General features: G+C 49.3%; 13 protein-coding genes. 12 read left to right on the forward strand and 1 reads right to left on the reverse strand.

Going from position 1 to position 17,220, the window contains the following annotated elements; genetic code table 11:
• The first annotated feature begins 426 nt into the window (after positions 1-426).
• The 12 genes from CI595_RS19315 to CI595_RS19370 all read left to right on the forward strand — a co-directional run bounded on the left by CI595_RS19315 (position 427) and on the right by CI595_RS19370 (position 15,371).
• Entirely contained in the window at positions 427-1,887 is a 1,461-nt protein-coding gene (locus CI595_RS19315) for an aminotransferase class I/II-fold pyridoxal phosphate-dependent enzyme (protein ID WP_095175251.1), read from the forward strand.
• The gene (speE, locus tag CI595_RS19320) at positions 1,887-2,738 is read left to right on the forward strand and encodes a polyamine aminopropyltransferase (RefSeq protein WP_095175387.1); all 852 of its coding nucleotides are present in this window, start codon (positions 1,887-1,889) and stop codon (positions 2,736-2,738) included. The genes CI595_RS19315 and speE overlap by 1 nt, the downstream gene beginning before the upstream one ends.
• A complete protein-coding gene (gene speB / locus CI595_RS19325; protein WP_095175252.1) occupies positions 2,728-3,585 on the forward strand; it encodes an agmatinase in 858 nt (285 codons plus the stop codon). The genes speE and speB overlap by 11 nt, the downstream gene beginning before the upstream one ends.
• A gap of 75 nt (positions 3,586-3,660) precedes the next feature.
• Positions 3,661-4,863: a saccharopine dehydrogenase family protein gene (locus tag CI595_RS19330; protein WP_095175253.1), complete on the forward strand. Its 1,203-nt coding sequence runs from the start codon at positions 3,661-3,663 to the stop codon at positions 4,861-4,863.
• 4 nt (positions 4,864-4,867) lie between these two features.
• Positions 4,868-5,992: a carboxynorspermidine decarboxylase gene (gene nspC / locus CI595_RS19335; protein ID WP_095175254.1), complete on the forward strand. Its 1,125-nt coding sequence runs from the start codon at positions 4,868-4,870 to the stop codon at positions 5,990-5,992.
• A 170-nt stretch (positions 5,993-6,162) separates the two neighbouring features.
• Positions 6,163-7,032 (forward strand): class II fructose-1,6-bisphosphate aldolase, encoded by an 870-nt coding sequence (gene fba / locus CI595_RS19340; RefSeq protein ID WP_095175255.1) that lies wholly within the window; start codon positions 6,163-6,165, stop codon positions 7,030-7,032.
• Positions 7,033-7,372: 340 nt separating this feature from the next.
• Positions 7,373-8,743 (forward strand): alanine/glycine:cation symporter family protein, encoded by a 1,371-nt coding sequence (locus CI595_RS19345; RefSeq protein WP_095175388.1) that lies wholly within the window; start codon positions 7,373-7,375, stop codon positions 8,741-8,743.
• A 237-nt stretch (positions 8,744-8,980) separates the two neighbouring features.
• Positions 8,981-9,901, forward strand: a complete 921-nt coding sequence (locus CI595_RS19350) for an ArsR/SmtB family transcription factor (protein WP_095175256.1) — start codon at positions 8,981-8,983, stop codon at positions 9,899-9,901.
• Positions 9,902-10,582: 681 nt separating this feature from the next.
• Positions 10,583-11,710: an extracellular solute-binding protein gene (locus tag CI595_RS19355; RefSeq protein ID WP_243135217.1), complete on the forward strand. Its 1,128-nt coding sequence runs from the start codon at positions 10,583-10,585 to the stop codon at positions 11,708-11,710.
• Positions 11,711-11,804: 94 nt separating this feature from the next.
• On the forward strand, positions 11,805-12,704 hold the full coding sequence (locus CI595_RS19360) for a carbohydrate ABC transporter permease (protein ID WP_095175258.1): 900 nt from the start codon (positions 11,805-11,807) through the stop codon (positions 12,702-12,704).
• The gene (locus tag CI595_RS19365) at positions 12,694-13,527 is read left to right on the forward strand and encodes a carbohydrate ABC transporter permease (RefSeq protein ID WP_095175259.1); all 834 of its coding nucleotides are present in this window, start codon (positions 12,694-12,696) and stop codon (positions 13,525-13,527) included. The genes CI595_RS19360 and CI595_RS19365 overlap by 11 nt, the downstream gene beginning before the upstream one ends.
• A 44-nt stretch (positions 13,528-13,571) precedes the next feature.
• A complete protein-coding gene (locus tag CI595_RS19370) occupies positions 13,572-15,371 on the forward strand; it encodes a glycoside hydrolase family 2 protein (protein WP_095175260.1) in 1,800 nt (599 codons plus the stop codon).
• A 40-nt stretch (positions 15,372-15,411) separates the two neighbouring features.
• Here the strand turns inward: CI595_RS19370 and CI595_RS19375 are convergent, their stop codons facing one another.
• Positions 15,412-17,052 (reverse strand): potassium/proton antiporter, encoded by a 1,641-nt coding sequence (locus CI595_RS19375; protein WP_095175261.1) that lies wholly within the window; start codon positions 17,050-17,052, stop codon positions 15,412-15,414.
• Positions 17,053-17,220 lie beyond the last annotated feature (168 nt).

Consider the following 17,220-nt stretch of genomic DNA (forward strand, 5'->3'; position numbering starts at 1 on the left):
TTAGTAAAGCTGTGATAAAGTATGGCATGTATGGAAGACAGATAAAGGCGAAGATTTCCATGCAAATATTTCCGGCAATTTTATTGCCTTATTGATTGAGTTAGAAGCTCAAATTTTATAAGTTGGTTACTTTATAACTAGTGCGTATACAAAACGTCAAACTTGTGAAACGGTCAATAAGAGTATTAAAAGTATAAATATTTGCTATATAGACTCTAAACCATATCTGTTTTTGTGAAAAAGAATAAAAGCCATGTTTTACCCGGTGCGGGTCTTATTTGAGGGCCGGCGGAGACGGGGAACGGTGGATTTCTATAAGGATGAACAGAAGCAAGCAAAGGACTATGTATACGGTCCTGCTTGCTTTTTTTGTGTTGAGACAGAGCGCACCCGTATGCAGGCAGGAATCGGATAAGGAGGTCGAACATGTTAGAATTAAATCAGGAACGGGCGCCCATCTACGAGGCGCTGGAACGTTTCAGGAAAATGCGGGTCGTGCCCTTTGATGTTCCGGGACATAAGCACGGAAAAGGGAATCCGGAGCTGGTGGAGCTTCTGGGGGAGAAGTGTGTGGGGATTGATGTGAATTCCATGAAACCCCTGGATAATCTCTGCCATCCTGTTTCCGTCATCAAGGAGGCGGAGGAACTGGCGGCTGAGGCCTTCGGCGCAGCCCATGCGTTTCTCATGGTGGGAGGCACCACGTCCTCTGTACAGAGTATGGTCCTGTCCTGCTGCAAGCGGGGGGATAAGATCATCATGCCCAGGAATGTGCACAGAAGTGCCATCAATGCCTTGGTTCTCTGCGGGGCGCAGCCGGTATATGTGAATCCGGATGTGGACTGCAGGCTCGGAATTTCCCTGGGGATGCGGCTGGAACAGGTGGAGGCAGCCATTCGGAACAATCCCGACGCGGTGGCTGTGTTTGTCAATAACCCTACCTATTACGGAGTCTGTTCCGACTTGCGTTCCATAGTAAAACTGGCCCATGAACATGGGATGCTGGTGCTGGCCGACGAAGCACATGGGACACATTTTTATTTTGGAGACGGACTTCCCGTGTCCGCCATGGCAGCCGGAGCCGATATTGCAGCGGTGAGTATGCACAAGTCAGGGGGAAGCCTGACACAGAGTTCTTTTCTTCTGACAGGACCGGGGGTGAGTGAGGGGCATGTGCGGCAGATCATCAATCTGACCCAGACCACAAGCGGCTCCTATCTGCTTCTCTCCAGCCTTGATATTTCCAGAAGAAATCTGGCGCTGAGGGGAAAGCGGGAATTTGAGAAAGTGATTGGCCTTGCAGAATACGCCAGGGAGGAGATCAACAATATTGGGGGCTATTATGCTTTCTCCAAGGATTTGGTAAACGGGAACAGTATCTTTGCTTTTGACCGCACAAAGCTCTCTGTGCACACGCTGGAAATCGGACTGGCGGGGATTGAAGTCTATGATATTCTGCGGGATGAGTATGACATTCAGATCGAGTTCGGTGACATCGGCAATATTCTGGCCTATCTGTCCATCGGGGACCGCAGGCAGGAGGTGGAGCGGCTGGTGAGCGCCCTGGCGGAGGTGAAGCGGCGGTATAAAAAAGACCGGGCGGGTATGCTCTCCCAGGAATATATTGATCCCAAAGTGGTGGCAACGCCTCAGGAGGCTTTCTATGCGCCCAAGGAATCCCTGCCCCTGGAACAGACGGCGGGAAGAATCTGCAGTGAGTTTGTCATGTGCTATCCTCCGGGTATTCCGATCCTGGCGCCGGGGGAAGAGATCACAGAGGATATTTTGGATTACATAGTCTATGCAAAAGAAAAGGGATGTTCCATGACCGGACCTGAGGATGCGGGGATCAGACGGCTCAATGTACTGAAGGGAGGGACGGTATGATGGAAATGTGGTTTTCCGATGTGCACACACCAAATGTAAAATTATCCATCCGTGTGGATGAGCAGCTTTTTTCTGCCAACAGTGAACTGCAGCGTCTGGATGTGCTGAGTTCCAGGGAATTCGGGAAGATACTGGTTGTGGACGGGGATTTGGCCCTGACTGAGAAGGATGAATTTATTTATCACGAGATGATAAGCCATGTGCCCATGGCTGTCCATCCGAATGTGAAGCAGATCCTTGTTATCGGCGGCGGTGACGGCGGTGTTGTCCGGGAACTGGTAAAATACGAAGATGTGGAGCAGATTGATGTGGTGGAGGCAGACCCGCTTCTGGTGGAGGTGTGCCGGAAATATTTTCCCCAGATGGCCTGCAGCCTCAATGACAGAAGAGTCAGCATATACCATGAAGACGGACTGAAGTTTATCCGCAGCCGTTCCGATGCCTATGATCTGATCATCATTGACTCCCCCAATCCTTTCGGGGCAGCGGAAGGGCTGTTCACAAAAGAATTTTATGGGAACTGCTTCAACGCGCTTCATGAGGATGGGATCATGATCAATCAGCATGAGAGCCCTTTTTACGATGAGGAGGCCTTCTGGTGTCTGCGGATGCACAAGCGGATCGTGGAGTCTTTTCCCGTGAGCCGGATCTATCAGGCCCATATTCCTTCCTACCCTTCCGGGCACTGGCTCTTTGGCTTTGCATCAAAAAAATATCACCCGGTGGATGACCTGGACGGGGTCAGATGGAAGCTGCTTGGGATCCATACCAGATATTATCTGCCCAGGCTTCATGCTGGTGTCTTTGCGCTGCCGGCTTATGTGGAGGAGATGCTGAAAGATGTTGAGTAAAAATATTGTGAATTTTATCGGATGTGACGGGGAATATGAGGCGTCGCAGGTGGTTCTTTTCGGAGCACCTTTCGATTCCACCACCTCCTATCGTCCGGGGACCCGCTTTGGAAGCCAGGCCATCAGAAATGAATCCTACGGACTTGAGACTTACAGTCCTTACCAGAAAAAGGACCTGACGGACTATCCTATATTTGACAGCGGGGATTTAGAACTTCCCATTGGGGATACCGTGCGGGTGCTGGAGGAGATTGAAGGCCGGGCCGCAGTGATCTTAGAGGATGGGAAACTGCCTTTTATGATCGGAGGCGAACATCTGGTGACCCTGGGAAGCGTGCGGGCCGCGGTGAAGAAATATCCCGACCTCTGCCTGGTACATTTTGATGCCCATGCGGATCTGCGCAGGGATTATCTGGGAGTGGAGCTGTCCCACGCCTGTGTGTTGAGAAGATGCTGGGAACTGGTGGGGGATGACCGTATCTTCCAGTTCGGTATCCGCTCCGGGGACCGGGAAGAATTTTTATGGGCAGAGGAGGGGCATGTGAATATGCACCCCTTTGATCTGGAGGGCGTTTCAGAAGTCGCTGCCGCACTTTCGGGTCGGCCGGTGTATTTTACACTGGACCTTGATGTGCTGGACCCGTCCGTGTTTCCCGGAACCGGGACCCCGGAGGCAGGAGGCGTATTTTTCCGGGAGCTGCTGCAGGCCGTTTTGTCGGTGTGCAGGGGGTGCAGGGTGATAGGCTGTGATGTGAATGAACTATGCCCGCCATTTGACCAGAGCGGCGTTTCCACTGCTGTGGCAGGGAAAATAGTGAGGGAAATGCTGCTTGCACTGCAGTATTAGAACATAAGAGGTAAGGATCAGCAGGTCTGCCCATTTACCGGGCGACCGCAAAAAAAGATACAGGAGGAAAATAATATGGGAAAAGTAATGGTGATCGGCTGCGGCGGCGTGGCAGGTGTGGCGATCCGTAAATGCTGTGCAAACAGCCAGGTATTTGAGGAGTTGTGTATAGCCAGCAGGACACTGTCAAAATGTGATGCCCTGAAGTCAGAGCTGGAGGGTACTACCGGGACAAAGATCACCACCGCACAGGTGGACGCAGGTAATGTGGAGGAACTGACTGCGCTGATCAAGAGGGAAAAACCTCAGGTGGTTTTAAATCTGGCCCTTCCATATCAGGATCTTGCAATTATGGAAGCCTGCCTGGCAGCGAAAACCCACTATGTGGACACTGCCAACTACGAACCGGAGGACACCGCGAAATTTGAATACAAATGGCAGTGGGCCTACAGGGAAAAATTTGAAAAGGCAGGCATCACAGCACTGCTTGGCAGCGGATTTGATCCGGGTGTCACAGGTGTATATTCGGCGTATGCGCTGAAACACTATTTTGATGAGATCAATTACATTGATATTTTAGACTGCAACGGGGGAGAACATGGGTATCCCTTTGCTACGAATTTTAATCCGGAGATCAATATCCGGGAGGTTTCCGCAAAAGGCTCCTATTGGGAGGACGGACAATGGGTGGAGACAGAACCTATGGAGATCAAACGTGTATACAATTTCCCGGAAGTAGGGGAAAAGGATATGTATCTGCTCCACCACGAAGAGCTGGAATCCCTTGCCCTTAACATACCGGGGATCAAAAGGATCCGCTTTTTTATGACTTTCGGACAGAGCTATCTCACACATCTGAAATGTCTGGAGAATGTGGGGATGACATCCATTGAGCCTATCCTGTATGAGGGAAAGGAGATCGTGCCTCTGCAGTTTCTGAAGGCAGTGCTTCCCGACCCGGCATCTCTGGGGCCGAGAACGAAAGGCAAGACCAATATCGGTTGTATTTTTATTGGCAAAAAGGATGGGAAAGAGCAAAAATTGTATATTTATAATGTGTGTGACCATCAGGAGTGCTATAAGGAGACCGGTTCCCAGGCAGTATCTTATACAACCGGAGTGCCGGCCATGGTTGGCGCCATGATGCTTATGAACGGTACATGGAATAAGCCCGGTGTACATAATATCGAGGAGTTTGACCCGGATCCATTTATGGATGCGCTGAACCAATGGGGACTTCCGTACCAAATTTCCCACGATCCATGTCTGGTGGAGTAGGCCTATGAGACGGAATGAACTGCCGACACCGTGCTATCTAATTTCCATACCGGCTTTGGAGAAAAACCTGCGCATCCTCAAAGGGGTTATGGACCGGACCGGATGCAGGATATTGCTGGCCCAGAAAGCGTTTTCCATGTATGCACTCTATCCGCTGCTGGGCAGATACTTAAGCGGAACTGCGGCCAGCGGGCTGTTTGAGGCGAAACTTGGGTGGCAGGAGATGGGGAAGGAAAACCATATCTATTCTCCTGCCTATAGGGAGGAAGAGTTTGATGAGATCCTCTCCTACTGCGGGCATATTGTTTTTAATTCTTTTGAACAGATAGAAAAGTACAGAGAGCGGGTGCTGGATGCGGGAAAAAGCATAGGGATACGGATCAATCCCCAGTGTTCCACCCAGGAGGGACATGCGATCTATGATCCATGTGCTCCCGGCTCCCGTCTGGGCGTGACGAGAGAGCGGTTTGTGCCGGAACTTTTGGAGGGGGTGGAGGGGATACATTTCCATACTCTCTGTGAGCAGGATGCGGAGGATTTAAAAACAACCCTGGATGCAGTGGAGGACAAGTTCGGTGAGTTTTTGTACCGGATGAAATGGGTAAATTTCGGGGGCGGGCATCACATTACCAGGCCTGGATACAATATCCGGCTTTTGGAGGAGTGTATCTGTAAGATCCGGGAGAAATATCAGGTTACGGTTTATCTGGAACCGGGGGAAGCTGTGGCTTTAAATGCCGGTATACTTCTTACCAGGGTATTGGATACCTTTTCACAGGACGGCAATATTGCCATTCTCGATACTTCCGCTGCCTGCCACATGCCTGATGTACTGGAAATGCCCTACAGACCGCCTCTGGCCGGCAGCAAGGAGGAGGGGGAGTACCCGTACACATACCGCCTGGCAGGACCAACCTGTCTGGCAGGGGATGTGATCGGGACCTATTCCTTTGACCATCCCCTGGCTGCGGGAGAATACCTGGAGTTTGAAGATATGGCAATTTACACTATGGTAAAGAATAATACCTTTAACGGGATGTGTCTGCCTGCCATAGCAGTGGAGCGGGAAGATGGGTCTTGTGAAGTGATAAAAACCTTTGGGTATGAAGATTTCAGAATGCGTCTGTAGATGTAAAGCGGCGCTTCTGCCGCCTGCATTGGTAAATTTGCGTAAGAAAAGCTTGCCAGAAGGGGGAAATGTGTTATAATAATAACAAATCGTTCTTTCCTTATGAACAGGCCGTTGGTCTGTACAAGGATGGGAAAAGCGAGAATTTTCAATTAGTGGAGGTTAGATTTATGTTAGTATCAGCAGCAGAAATGCTTAAAAAAGCAAAAGCAGGACACTATGCAGTAGGACAGTTCAACATCAATAACCTGGAGTGGACAAAGGCAGCTCTGTTAACAGCAGAAGAGTGCAAATCCCCGATCATCCTGGGTGTATCTGAGGGCGCCGGAAAATATATGACCGGATTCAAAACCGTTGCAGACATGACAAAAGCTATGATAGAAGAGCTGAACATTACTGTTCCGGTAGCTCTGCATCTGGATCATGGTACTTATGACGGATGCTACAAATGCATCAAAGCAGGATTCTCATCTATCATGTTTGATGGTTCTCACTACCCGATCGAAGAGAACGTTGAGAAGACAAAAGAGTTAGCAGGTGTCTGCAAAGGCCTCGGCTTATCTCTGGAAGCTGAAGTCGGCTCCATCGGCGGCGAGGAAGACGGCGTTGTAGGAATGGGCGAATGCGCAGACCCGCAGGAATGCAAGATGATCGCTGACCTGGGTGTGGACATGCTGGCAGCAGGTATCGGAAATATCCATGGAAAATACCCGGAAAACTGGGCAGGCCTCCGCTTTGACGTTCTGGATGACATCCAGAAGCTGACAGGCGAAATGCCGTTAGTTCTGCACGGCGGTACAGGTATCCCGGCTGATATGATCAAAAAAGCCATCGACCTGGGCGTATCCAAGATCAACGTAAACACAGAGTGTCAGCTGACTTTCGCTGCTGCTACACGTGAGTACATTGAAGCAGGAAAAGACAATCAGGGCAAAGGCTATGACCCGCGTAAATTATTAAAACCGGGCTTTGACGCTATCTGCGCTACCATCAAAGAGAAAATGGAACTGTTCGGTTCTGTTGGAAAAGCTTTCGAGTAATTCGTTACTGTACACTCTGTGTCCAGTAACACGCTTCGCGATGCACAGATATGGAGCATTCTGCCCCATATCGCGCTGGCTGCCTCGGGATTTTCATGCTTTCGGCATGAAAACGCCTCCCGGTACAGTGGCCTGTGTACAGTAACAGTAATTCCACTGTAAAACATATGCGATTCAAAAACTGCTCCGGGTGACCGGGGCAGTTTTTTTGCGGAATATCATTTGTGCAGAAATCATGCTGACAGGGGTTTCTTTTATTTCTGCGGCTCTCAGGTTGTTCATAGTTTGGACAGCATCCACATATACTGCTATGAATATCTTTTTGGGCAGGTCTTTTTGTATGTCAGATCTATTGCATACGCTCCATGAGTTTGTCTGGAGCCCCGGAATGCTGTTTTTTTTCCTGGCTACCGGCATTCGTTTCACCATAAAATCACGGTTTTTTCAAATTACCCATGCAGGGGAATGGTTCCGCACCACACTGGGTTCCCTGCTGAAAAAAGAAGAAGTCAGAAAGACCAAGGAGGAGCATTCCATCTCCCAGTTTCAGTCCTTTTGTACTGCACTGGCAGCCACGCTGGGCACCGGAAATATAACAGGGGTGGCAACAGCGCTGATGGCCGGCGGGCCCGGGGCTATTTTCTGGATGTGGGTATCCGCCTTTTTGGGTATGATGACCAATTACGCGGAGAATTATCTGGGCATCCGTTACCGCTACAGAGATGAGAACGGAGCCTGGGTAGGCGGCGCCATGGTGTATATGGACAGGGGGCTTCACTGTAAATGGATGGCTGTTATTTTTTCCATATGCTGTCTGGGGGCATCCTTTGGCATGGGAAATATGGTGCAGGGTAATTCCATGGCAAAAGGGCTGGAGGAGGCCTTTCATATACCGGCCTTTTTGACAGGCGTAGTGACTATGCTGGCAACGGCCTACGTGCTGAACGGAGGCCTGAAGCGGGTGGCTGCCTTCACGGAGAAACTGGTCCCTGTCATGGCAGCCGCCTATCTCCTTGGAGCCTTAGTAGTATTGTGGGTACATAGGGAAATGATACCGGATGCATTCGGTATTATATTCCGGGAAGCATTCCGGGTAAAAGCGGCGGTGGGCGGAGCGGCCGGATACGGAATCAGCAGGGCGCTGCAGATGGGGGTTGCCCGCGGCATATTTTCCAATGAGGCGGGCCTTGGCTCCTCTGTGATCGCACACGCCCAATCCGACGTCAAAGACCCAAAAACACAGGGGATGTGGGGAATTGCGGAGATCTTTATCGATACCATTCTGGTATGTACCGTCACAGCCCTTGTGATCTTAGTGAGCGGCGTCTACCAGCCGGAGATCTGTCTTCAGAATCTGGCAGCAGGAATTGAAAATATTGACGGCACCACCCTCACCGGAATGGCTTTTTCCACAGCCATACCCTATGGCAAACAATTTTTGGCAGCCGCCACGGTCCTCTTTGCCTTTGCAACCATTGTGGGATGGTCCTGCTTTGGTGAGCGCACAGCCGCTTATCTCTGTAAAGAGAAGGGGGCAGCCGCATACCGGTTCTGCTATATCCTGCTCACACTGCCGGGGTGTATGCTTTCCCCGGGCGTCATATGGGAGCTGTCCGATACCCTGAACGGTATGATGGCAATACCAAATCTTTTGGCGCTGTTCTTTTTGGGACGGGAAGTGAAATATATTACGGATAAAAGAAGAAATTAAACATTCTTGCTGGTGTGGAGAGAAGGTGATATACTAAAACATAATCGTAACTGTTCAGTACCCTCACAGTTACAGGCAAAAATCCATGCAGAATCGCCTTTGGCGATGGGATTTTTGCTTGGCTGTGGTACACTTTCTTACGGATAGCGCAGTGAATGCGCAGACCTACTGAATAGTTACACAAAATCTATTAAAACAGGGTATTTGACTGCAGGAGAAAAGAAACGGTGGTGTATTATGGCAAAAATAAGAGACCTGGATATGGAGAATGCGGATGCACTCTGTGATGTGGGAAAGGCGTTGTCCTCACCTGTGCGCGTGGAGATATTGAAGCTTCTCTATTCTGACAATATGATCATAGGAGAGATCGCGAAGGCGCTGGACATTCCCCAGTCCAGTGCGGCTTTTCATCTGAAACTTCTGGAAAAAGCAGATTTGATCCGCATGGAGGAACAGCCCGGCAGCAGGGGGACCATGAAGGTTTGCAGCAGAAAATTTGATTTTGTAAATATGTGCCTGCTCAGGCGGAATCTGGATGTCAATGAGATCGTCAGTGTGGAAATGCCTATCGGCAGCTACACCGGCTGCAAAGTCCATCCCACCTGCGGCCTGTATTCCCCGGAGGGCGTTATCGGTATGGAGGATACGGAATACAGTTTTTATGATCCTGAGAAAATAAGGGCAGGGCTTTTTTGGACATCTGCCGGCTATGTGGAATACAAATTTGCAAATGCGGTTCCCAGGAACCGTCATGCCAAGAGTCTGAGCCTGTCCATGGAAATCTGTTCCGAGGCGCCGGGATACAGGGAAGACTGGAAATCAGATATTACGGTGTGGATAAACGGTGTGGACTGCGGGACCTGGACATGCCCCGGGGATTTTGGAAGCAGAAGAGGGAGACTGAACCCTTCCGTATGGCCGGACGGCTCCACCCAGTATGGAATGCTCATGACCTGGGAGGTGTTGGAAAACGGCTGCTTTATCAACGGAAGTGAGGCTGCCAAAGTAAGTTTGGAGGACCTTTGTTTAATGGAAAAACCCTATATTGATGTGCGCATAGGGAATAAGGAGGATGCAAGATACATTGGGGGATTTAATCTATTTGGAAAATCCTTTGGCAACTATGAGCAGGATATTGTAATGAGCGTTGAGTATTGAATACTTGTAAGCGGCCGGGAAGATCAAAACTGCCGTATGCCAAAAGTTGTCAGATTATTTACAGCTTTCCGCATACGGCAGTTTTTTTATGAGAATAGAAAACCTGTGGAGCGCGGCTTCTGTTATGACATGGCCCTTTGTGAAAGAGTTATAACAGAAATACTGAAAACAGTAGGTCAAATAGCAGTAAATGCAACAGTATAACTGTTGTTAATAAATGAAAATACTGCTACAAATGGTCAAAACCACAAATTATAGCAAATTTATACTTGACATACAGACAAAATGACGGTATTATGGATGCATAAAGAACAATAAAACTGTTCTAAAGAACAAGGGTACATAGCAATAACCAACAGTAATATTGTTTTTATGACCGGTCAAAAAGATAGGAAACCAATTTCAAGGAGGAAAAGAAAGTATGAAACGTAAAGCAATCGCATCAATCCTGGCACTTACATTAACTGCAACAGCAGCTCTTGCCGGCTGTGGAAGCGAAAGTTCAGAAAAAAGTGAGGGGGGGGGGTAAAATCCTCTCAGGAAGAAGGAACCGCAGAACAGGGGGAGGAAGCCTCTGCAGATGTCAATGAAGACGGAACGGTAAACAACCCGGAGGCAGTAGCCATAGATAAGGACAAGCTGGTATTCTGGTCCCTGTTCAGCGGCGGTGACGGGGAATTCATGGACAAGATGATCAGTGAGTACAATGAAGGAGGCCCGGAGAAACAGGTACAGTCCATTATGCTGGTATGGGCAGATTACTATACAAAGCTGCAGACAGCGGTGGCAGCAGGTAAAGGGCCGGACATTGGAGTCTCTCATGCATCTTCCCTGCCGGAGCTGGTGGAACAGGGTGTGGTGGCACCCATTGATGATTATCTGGATGAGCTGGGAGTGGATCTGAGTACCATGTATTCCGAGACATCCCTGGAATCCGTAACCTTTGACGGTTCCGTCTATGCAGTCCCGCTTGACACCCATGCAGAGATCATGTATTTCAACAAGGATATCCTGGAACAGGCAGGTGTTGCGCTGAATGACAAAGGCCAGCTAGAGATTGCCAGCGCAGACGATTTCTACGGGATCTGCGATAAGATCAAAGCGGTTATCCCCGAGGGCGGCTCTGTCATTTCCCTGACAAATAACGGCGACGACCCGTACCGCGTGTGGTGGGCTACATACTTCCAGATGGGAGGAACACCTCTTGTCAATGAGGACGGCAGCGAAGTTACCATGGATAAGGATACGGCGGTGAAGGCAGCGGAATTTGTAAAGAGCCTCTACGAAAAAGGTTATGTAGCGGAAGGGATTGATGATCATCAGCAGTTCTTCCAGAGCGGAAAAGCCGGTATCTATATTGGCGGCACATGGGGGACCGGCGCCTTGGAGAAAACAGAGAACCTGAATTTCGGCGCTATGCCTTACCCGCAGATGTTTGATAAAAACGCATGCTGGGCAGATTCCCATACACTGATCCTTCCTACCAAAAAAGACAGAAGCGAAGAGGACAGCAAGGCAGCAGTAGAGTTCATGGTAAGTGCTTCCGAAAAAGGCGGTCTTACTTGGGCCGGTTCCGGTCAGATACCTGCCAGCAATGCTGTCCGGGAAAGCCAGGAATATCTGGATATGCCGTACAGGAGCAGCTACATGGAAGCTCTGGACACAGCAGTCCTTCCTTCCAAGGTTTCTACATTTAATGCTATGAAGACAGGCATGATCGACAGTCTGAACACTCTGTGGTCAGGAGATACAGACGCGGCAGAGGCCGTTGATATGCTTTACGACGAACTTGATACGAATCTTCCATAAAGGAGCAGGGCAGAGAAGGGGGAGCATACAAGCTCTCCTTTCCCTTGCAGACAGCAAAACTATTGTGAGCGTTAAGCTGTAAGGAGGAAATCAAGTGAGCAAAAAAAGAAAGCGCAAAAACCTGCTGGCAGGACTGGGATTTATACTTCCCTTTTTCATCCTGTATACAACATTTACGATCTGGCCGGTGATCCAGGGTGTCTATGTCAGCCTCCACAAATGGTCCCTTATGGGAAAAGTAAAATTCGTGGGACTTGACAATTACGTTAAATTCCTGGGAGATAAAAAGTTTCTGGATGCCCTTTGGCACACCACCTATTTCGTGCTGATCACCACACCCCTTCTGGTGGTCATGGCACTGATCCTGGCACTGTTTGCCAACAGGCCGAACAAATTAAAGAAGGGTCTGCGTATCTGTTATTACCTTCCCAGTGTACTGTCTGTATCGGTTGCGGCATTTGTTGCAAAATATATGTTTACACCGTACAGGGGATTCATCAACGGATTTCTGCATTTTATCAAAGTTCTGCCCCCGGACAGGGAGCTGCAGTGGCTGAATGAGAGCGGGCTTGCCTGGGCGGCCATTACATCCATGACCATCTGGTGGACTGTGGGCTTCTCCATGCTTCTGTATCTGTCAGCCCTGCAGGATATTTCGCCTCAGATATATGAGGCGGCATCCATAGACGGTGCCACCAAGAGACAACAGCTTTTTTCCATCGTGCTGCCTCTTCTGAAGCCAACCACATACCTGGTGATCCTTTTACAGGTCATTGCCTGCTTTAAGGTGTTCGGACAGATCTATATGATCACGGGAGGCGGGCCTGCAGGCTCCACAAGGCCGCTGATCCAGTACATATACGAGACGGCATTCAAGAAAAACAACATGGGCTATGCAGCGGCTATGTCGTATGTACTGTTTTTGATCCTTGTGGTGCTGACAATTGTGCAGAAGACGATTGAGAGAAAGGGGGCAGAGGCTGATGAATACTAATGCAAAGAAAAAGCCGGGCAGTGTGGTGTTGTCTGTCATATCCGTGATTCTGGCGGTTATATTTATGACGCCCATTCTGTGGTCTCTTGCAGTTTCCTTCCAGAGAGAAGGTAAGCAGATCAACAGTATACTGGATTGGTTCACGCCGCCGTATACCTTCCAAAACTACCCGGACCTTATCCTGGGTTCGGATGTGACAAAATGGCTGTTCAACAGCGTATTCATTGCTGTGCTGACCACGGTCCTGACGGTCATCCTGTCCGCCATGGCAGCATACGCGCTGGCAAAAATTAAGTTTAAGGGAAGCAATGCGCTTTATTTTTACTTTCTTCTGGGCCTGATGGTACCGGGGGAAGCCACCATTGTGCCCCTTTTTATCACCGCAAACGGCCTGAATCTGATTGATTCCTATGCGGGCCTTATATTACCCACCATTGCAGGTTCCATGAATCTGATCATTATGGTAACATTCTTTAAAGGGCTTCCCAATGAGCTTTTGGAGGCAGTGCAGATTGACGGAGGAGGAGAATTGACCGCATTTTTCAAGGTGGTCCTGCCCCTGTCAAAAGCAGTCATCTCAACGGTCTGCATTTTCGCCTTTATAGGAAGCTGGAACAATTATTTATGGCCTCTGCTTTGTTCCATGAGCAGCAGCAAGTTCACCCTTCCCATTGGTATCCCCACCTTTGCGGGAACCTACACTGTGGACTATGTAAAACCAATGACAGCAAATATGATAGCAGCCGTGCCTGTGATTCTTATTTACATCCTGTTCGAGCGTCAGATCGTGGAAGGGATCACCATGTCAGGCGTCAAGGGATGACAAGAAAAGCAATTGACATTCACCTATAAGGAGGACAAACAGAAATGAAGTGCTACAAAAAAGACTATCCAAGACCCCAGTTTGTGAGGGACAACTGGATGAATCTGAACGGAACATGGGATTTTGGATTTGATGACGGCAACCGCGGGGAAAAAGAGGTGTGGTACAAGAATTTCGGTGGAAAGAAAGAGATTCAGGTTCCCTTTACTTATGAGACCAGCCTCAGCGGTATCGGTCAGGAGGAGATCCATGAAAATGTCTGGTACAGACGCAGCTTCACAGCGGAGGACGAGAAACTCAGCAATAAGAGACTCCTCCTGCATTTTGAGGGCAGCGATTTCCTGACAAAAGTATGGGTCAACGGCAGTTTTGCAGGGAGCCACAGAGGCGGATATTCCCGTTTTTCCTTTGACGTGACAGACCTTGTGCAGGACGGGGAAAACCAGCTGGTGGTGAAAGTGGAGGATTCCACAGACATCCGCCAGCCCAGAGGAAAACAGCGCTGGATCAAAGAAAATTTTGCCTGCTGGTATGTGCAGACAACGGGGATCTGGAAAACAGTCTGGATGGAATATGTTCCGGAGATCAGGCTGGACAATGTGAAGATAACCCCGGTCCTGACAGACAACGCGGTGGAGCTGGAATATGAGATCACTGGGGATCTTGCCTGCCTGGGGGATGAACTTATGGTGGAGGCAGTGGTCAGCTTTGACGGCATGTTTGTGGCGAAAGGTGTGACTGCCATGGCTTCCTCCCATGCAAGGACAGTGCTGGATGTTTCAGGTACCGGGGAGAATGCCTTTGTCTGGGGCGTGAGGACCTGGTCTCCGGAAGAACCGGATCTGTATGATATTTCCTTCCGTGTACTGTATAAGGGGGAGGTATGCGATGAGGTTGGTTCTTATTTTGGCATGAGAGAGATCAGGATCGACGGGCCAAACATCCTGCTGAACGGCAGGCCTCTGTACCAGAGGCTGATCCTGGATCAGGGATACTGGAAAGATTCCCATCTGACTCCGCCCAGTGAGGAGGCGCTGATCGAGGATATTGACAAAATCCATGCCCTTGGCTACAATGGCCTGCGCAAGCACCAGAAGATTGAGGACGAGCGTTTCCTGTACTGGTGTGATGTGAAAGGTATGCTGGTCTGGAGTGAGGCTGCCGCTGCCTACGGATATTCTGACTATGCGGTGGAACTGTTCACAAAAGAGTGGATTGACATTGTGCGTCAGAATTATAACCATCCGTCCATCATCACCTGGACCCCGTTCAACGAATCCTGGGGCATCCAGAGGGTGGAAGTGGAGAGAAAACAGCAGCATTTCACAGAGGCAGTCTATCATCTCACAAAGAGCATGGACGGATACCGCCCTGTAGTGGTCAATGACGGATGGGAGCATACAGTTTCCGATATCATCACGCTTCATGACTATGAGGAGTGCGGCGATATTTTCTACAACCGGTATGCAGGGCATAAGGAAGAGATCCTGAGTACAGACATGTATCACAGCAGCAGCAAATCCGCTATGGCAAACGGATATGAATACAAAGGCCAGCCTATCCTGATCAGCGAGTATGGCGGAATTGCTTTCAACAATGATGACAGCGGCTGGGGATACGGGAATAAAGTAAACAGTAAGGAAGAATTTATCCGCCGTTTCGATGAGATCACGACGGCTGTGAAAAAGGTGCCTTATATCTGCGGCTTCTGCTACACACAGGTGTCGGATGTGCAGCAGGAGATCAACGGTCTCATGGATATAGAGAGAAACTTCAAGGTGGAACCGGAGATCATCAAAGAGATCAATGAAAGGCATGTGGGATACTGGAGATCTTATATGTAAGACAGACAGCTCTGCGGAGGAGAAAACCGCAGAGCTGTTTTTATCCTGCCGGCAATTCTTTTACAGGCAGATTTTTTCTGTATTCGGGAACAGAGTAGATTACAAGCAGGTCATTTTCCATGATGATGGTATCACCTTTTGGGACAACGGTTTCATCGCCCCGCAGGATCATTATGACCAGCTCACCCGGATAGGGGGAAAAGTCGGAAATCTTAATGCCGATCCAGGGGCTTTTGGCAGTTATTTTCATCTCTGTCAGTTCCAGATCCTCCTGTTCCTGATATCCCCGGGCGCTTAATACAGCCGTATCTCCTGGCCGGAAGATGGTCTCACCGCTGGGTATCACCGTCTCCTCCCCCCGCAGCAGCATGAGGAATAAAGTGTCAGGCGGAAGTGAGATGTCTTTGACAGCCTTGTGGCTCCAGATATGTTCCTCCGTGATGCGGATGCGGATAAACTGCAGATCTGCCTCCTCGGAATAGTCACTGAAGGTCTTCATGACGTCTGTTTCCGTATCGCTCATATTAAGCTTTTTGGCTGCCTGGGACAAAAAACTACCCTGGAACAAGATGGATAAAAGTACAATACAGAATACAATATGGTAGACATCAAAGCCGGTATAAGCTTCATCTACGGTTGCCATAATGGCAAAAACAATAGATGCGGCGCCTCTGAGACCTGCAAAGGAGACCAGTACCTGCTGGTTCAAGCGGCATTTAAAGGGTGCCAGTATGGCGGAAACAGCTAGAGGTCTTGCAGCCAGTGTCAAAAACAGGGCGATGGCCAGGGCGGGCAGGAAGATGCGGGGGAGCTGCGACGGTGTTGCCAGAAGGCCCAGGAGAAAGAAAATAAGCATCTGCATGAGTCCGGTGATCCCGTCAAAAAAGTTTACCAGCGATTTTTTATTCTTGATCTTGGTATTCCCAAGAATGATCCCCACCATGTATGCGCTCAGATATCCGTTTCCGCCGGCAATGGAGGGCAGTGTGTAGGAAAGCAGCGCCACCGCGATGACAAAAGCCATGTCAAATCCGGCGATATCAAAATTTATATGCCGCAGGATAAACCGGGCAGCAAAGGCTATGAGGCATCCGAAAAGAATGCCGAAGAACAACTGGGCAAATATCATATAGAAGATGGAGCCTGCGCTGGCAGTGCCGCTCATGGCGGATAAGACCACTGCAGTGAGCATATAGGAGCAGGGGTCATTGCTTCCGCTTTCCAGCTCCAGCATGGAGGCAGTCCCATATTTAAGTCCCATATTTTTGGAACGGAGTATGGAGAAGACGGAGGCCGCGTCCGTGGAGCTGACCACAGAACCGATGAGCATACTGTCCAGAAAACTGAATTTCAGGATAAAATAACAGAAGAAACCTGTGAGGGCGGCTGTTATCACAACGCCCAGAGTGGAGAGGAGCACAGATTTGACAGCAACGGGCCTGGCCTCATTCCAGCTGGTGCCAAAACCGCCGTAGAACATAATAAAGATCAGGGCAGTGGAGCAGACATTTTCTGCCAGTTCATAATTTTCAAAAGGGATCTTTACAATTCCGTCTGTGCCGAAAGCCATGCCGAGGACAATAAAAGCCAGCAGCATAGGCACACCGATTTTATCGGAAACCCGGTGCAGCAGAATACAGAGCAGAATCACAGATGAAATTAAAAGTAAGTTCCATGTCATTGTTTAAACCTCCTGGTGGTGTCCGCAGAGAAAGCAGAATGTTAAGAAGCCGGGCAGGCGTCAGGGATAGTAAAACCTAACTGCATTGTAACACAAAAACAGGTTTTTGTAAAAAAGAGACTCATGACCTTTTCTATTCTCTGTGTTTTGTTATAATAAACCTATGAG

The sequence above is a fragment of the Blautia hominis genome, assembly GCA_002270465.1.
GTDB lineage: Bacteria > Bacillota > Clostridia > Lachnospirales > Lachnospiraceae > Blautia > Blautia hominis.

Bases quoted from the DNA above. Each gene is read 5' to 3' on its own strand.
- CI595_RS19315 (WP_095175251.1), top strand. From the start codon at position 427: ATGTTAGAATTAAATCAGGAACGGGCGCCCATCTACGAGGCGCTGGAA.
- speE (WP_095175387.1), top strand. From the start codon at position 1,887: ATGGAAATGTGGTTTTCCGATGTGCACACACCAAATGTAAAATTATCC.
- speB (WP_095175252.1), top strand. From the start codon at position 2,728: ATGTTGAGTAAAAATATTGTGAATTTTATCGGATGTGACGGGGAATAT.
- CI595_RS19330 (WP_095175253.1), top strand. From the start codon at position 3,661: ATGGGAAAAGTAATGGTGATCGGCTGCGGCGGCGTGGCAGGTGTGGCG.
- nspC (WP_095175254.1), top strand. From the start codon at position 4,868: ATGAGACGGAATGAACTGCCGACACCGTGCTATCTAATTTCCATACCG.
- fba (WP_095175255.1), top strand. From the start codon at position 6,163: ATGTTAGTATCAGCAGCAGAAATGCTTAAAAAAGCAAAAGCAGGACAC.
- CI595_RS19345 (WP_095175388.1), top strand. From the start codon at position 7,373: ATGTCAGATCTATTGCATACGCTCCATGAGTTTGTCTGGAGCCCCGGA.
- CI595_RS19350 (WP_095175256.1), top strand. From the start codon at position 8,981: ATGGCAAAAATAAGAGACCTGGATATGGAGAATGCGGATGCACTCTGT.
- CI595_RS19355 (WP_243135217.1), top strand. From the start codon at position 10,583: ATGGACAAGATGATCAGTGAGTACAATGAAGGAGGCCCGGAGAAACAG.
- CI595_RS19365 (WP_095175259.1), top strand. From the start codon at position 12,694: ATGAATACTAATGCAAAGAAAAAGCCGGGCAGTGTGGTGTTGTCTGTC.
- CI595_RS19370 (WP_095175260.1), top strand. From the start codon at position 13,572: ATGAAGTGCTACAAAAAAGACTATCCAAGACCCCAGTTTGTGAGGGAC.
- CI595_RS19375 (WP_095175261.1), bottom strand. From the start codon at position 17,052: ATGACATGGAACTTACTTTTAATTTCATCTGTGATTCTGCTCTGTATT.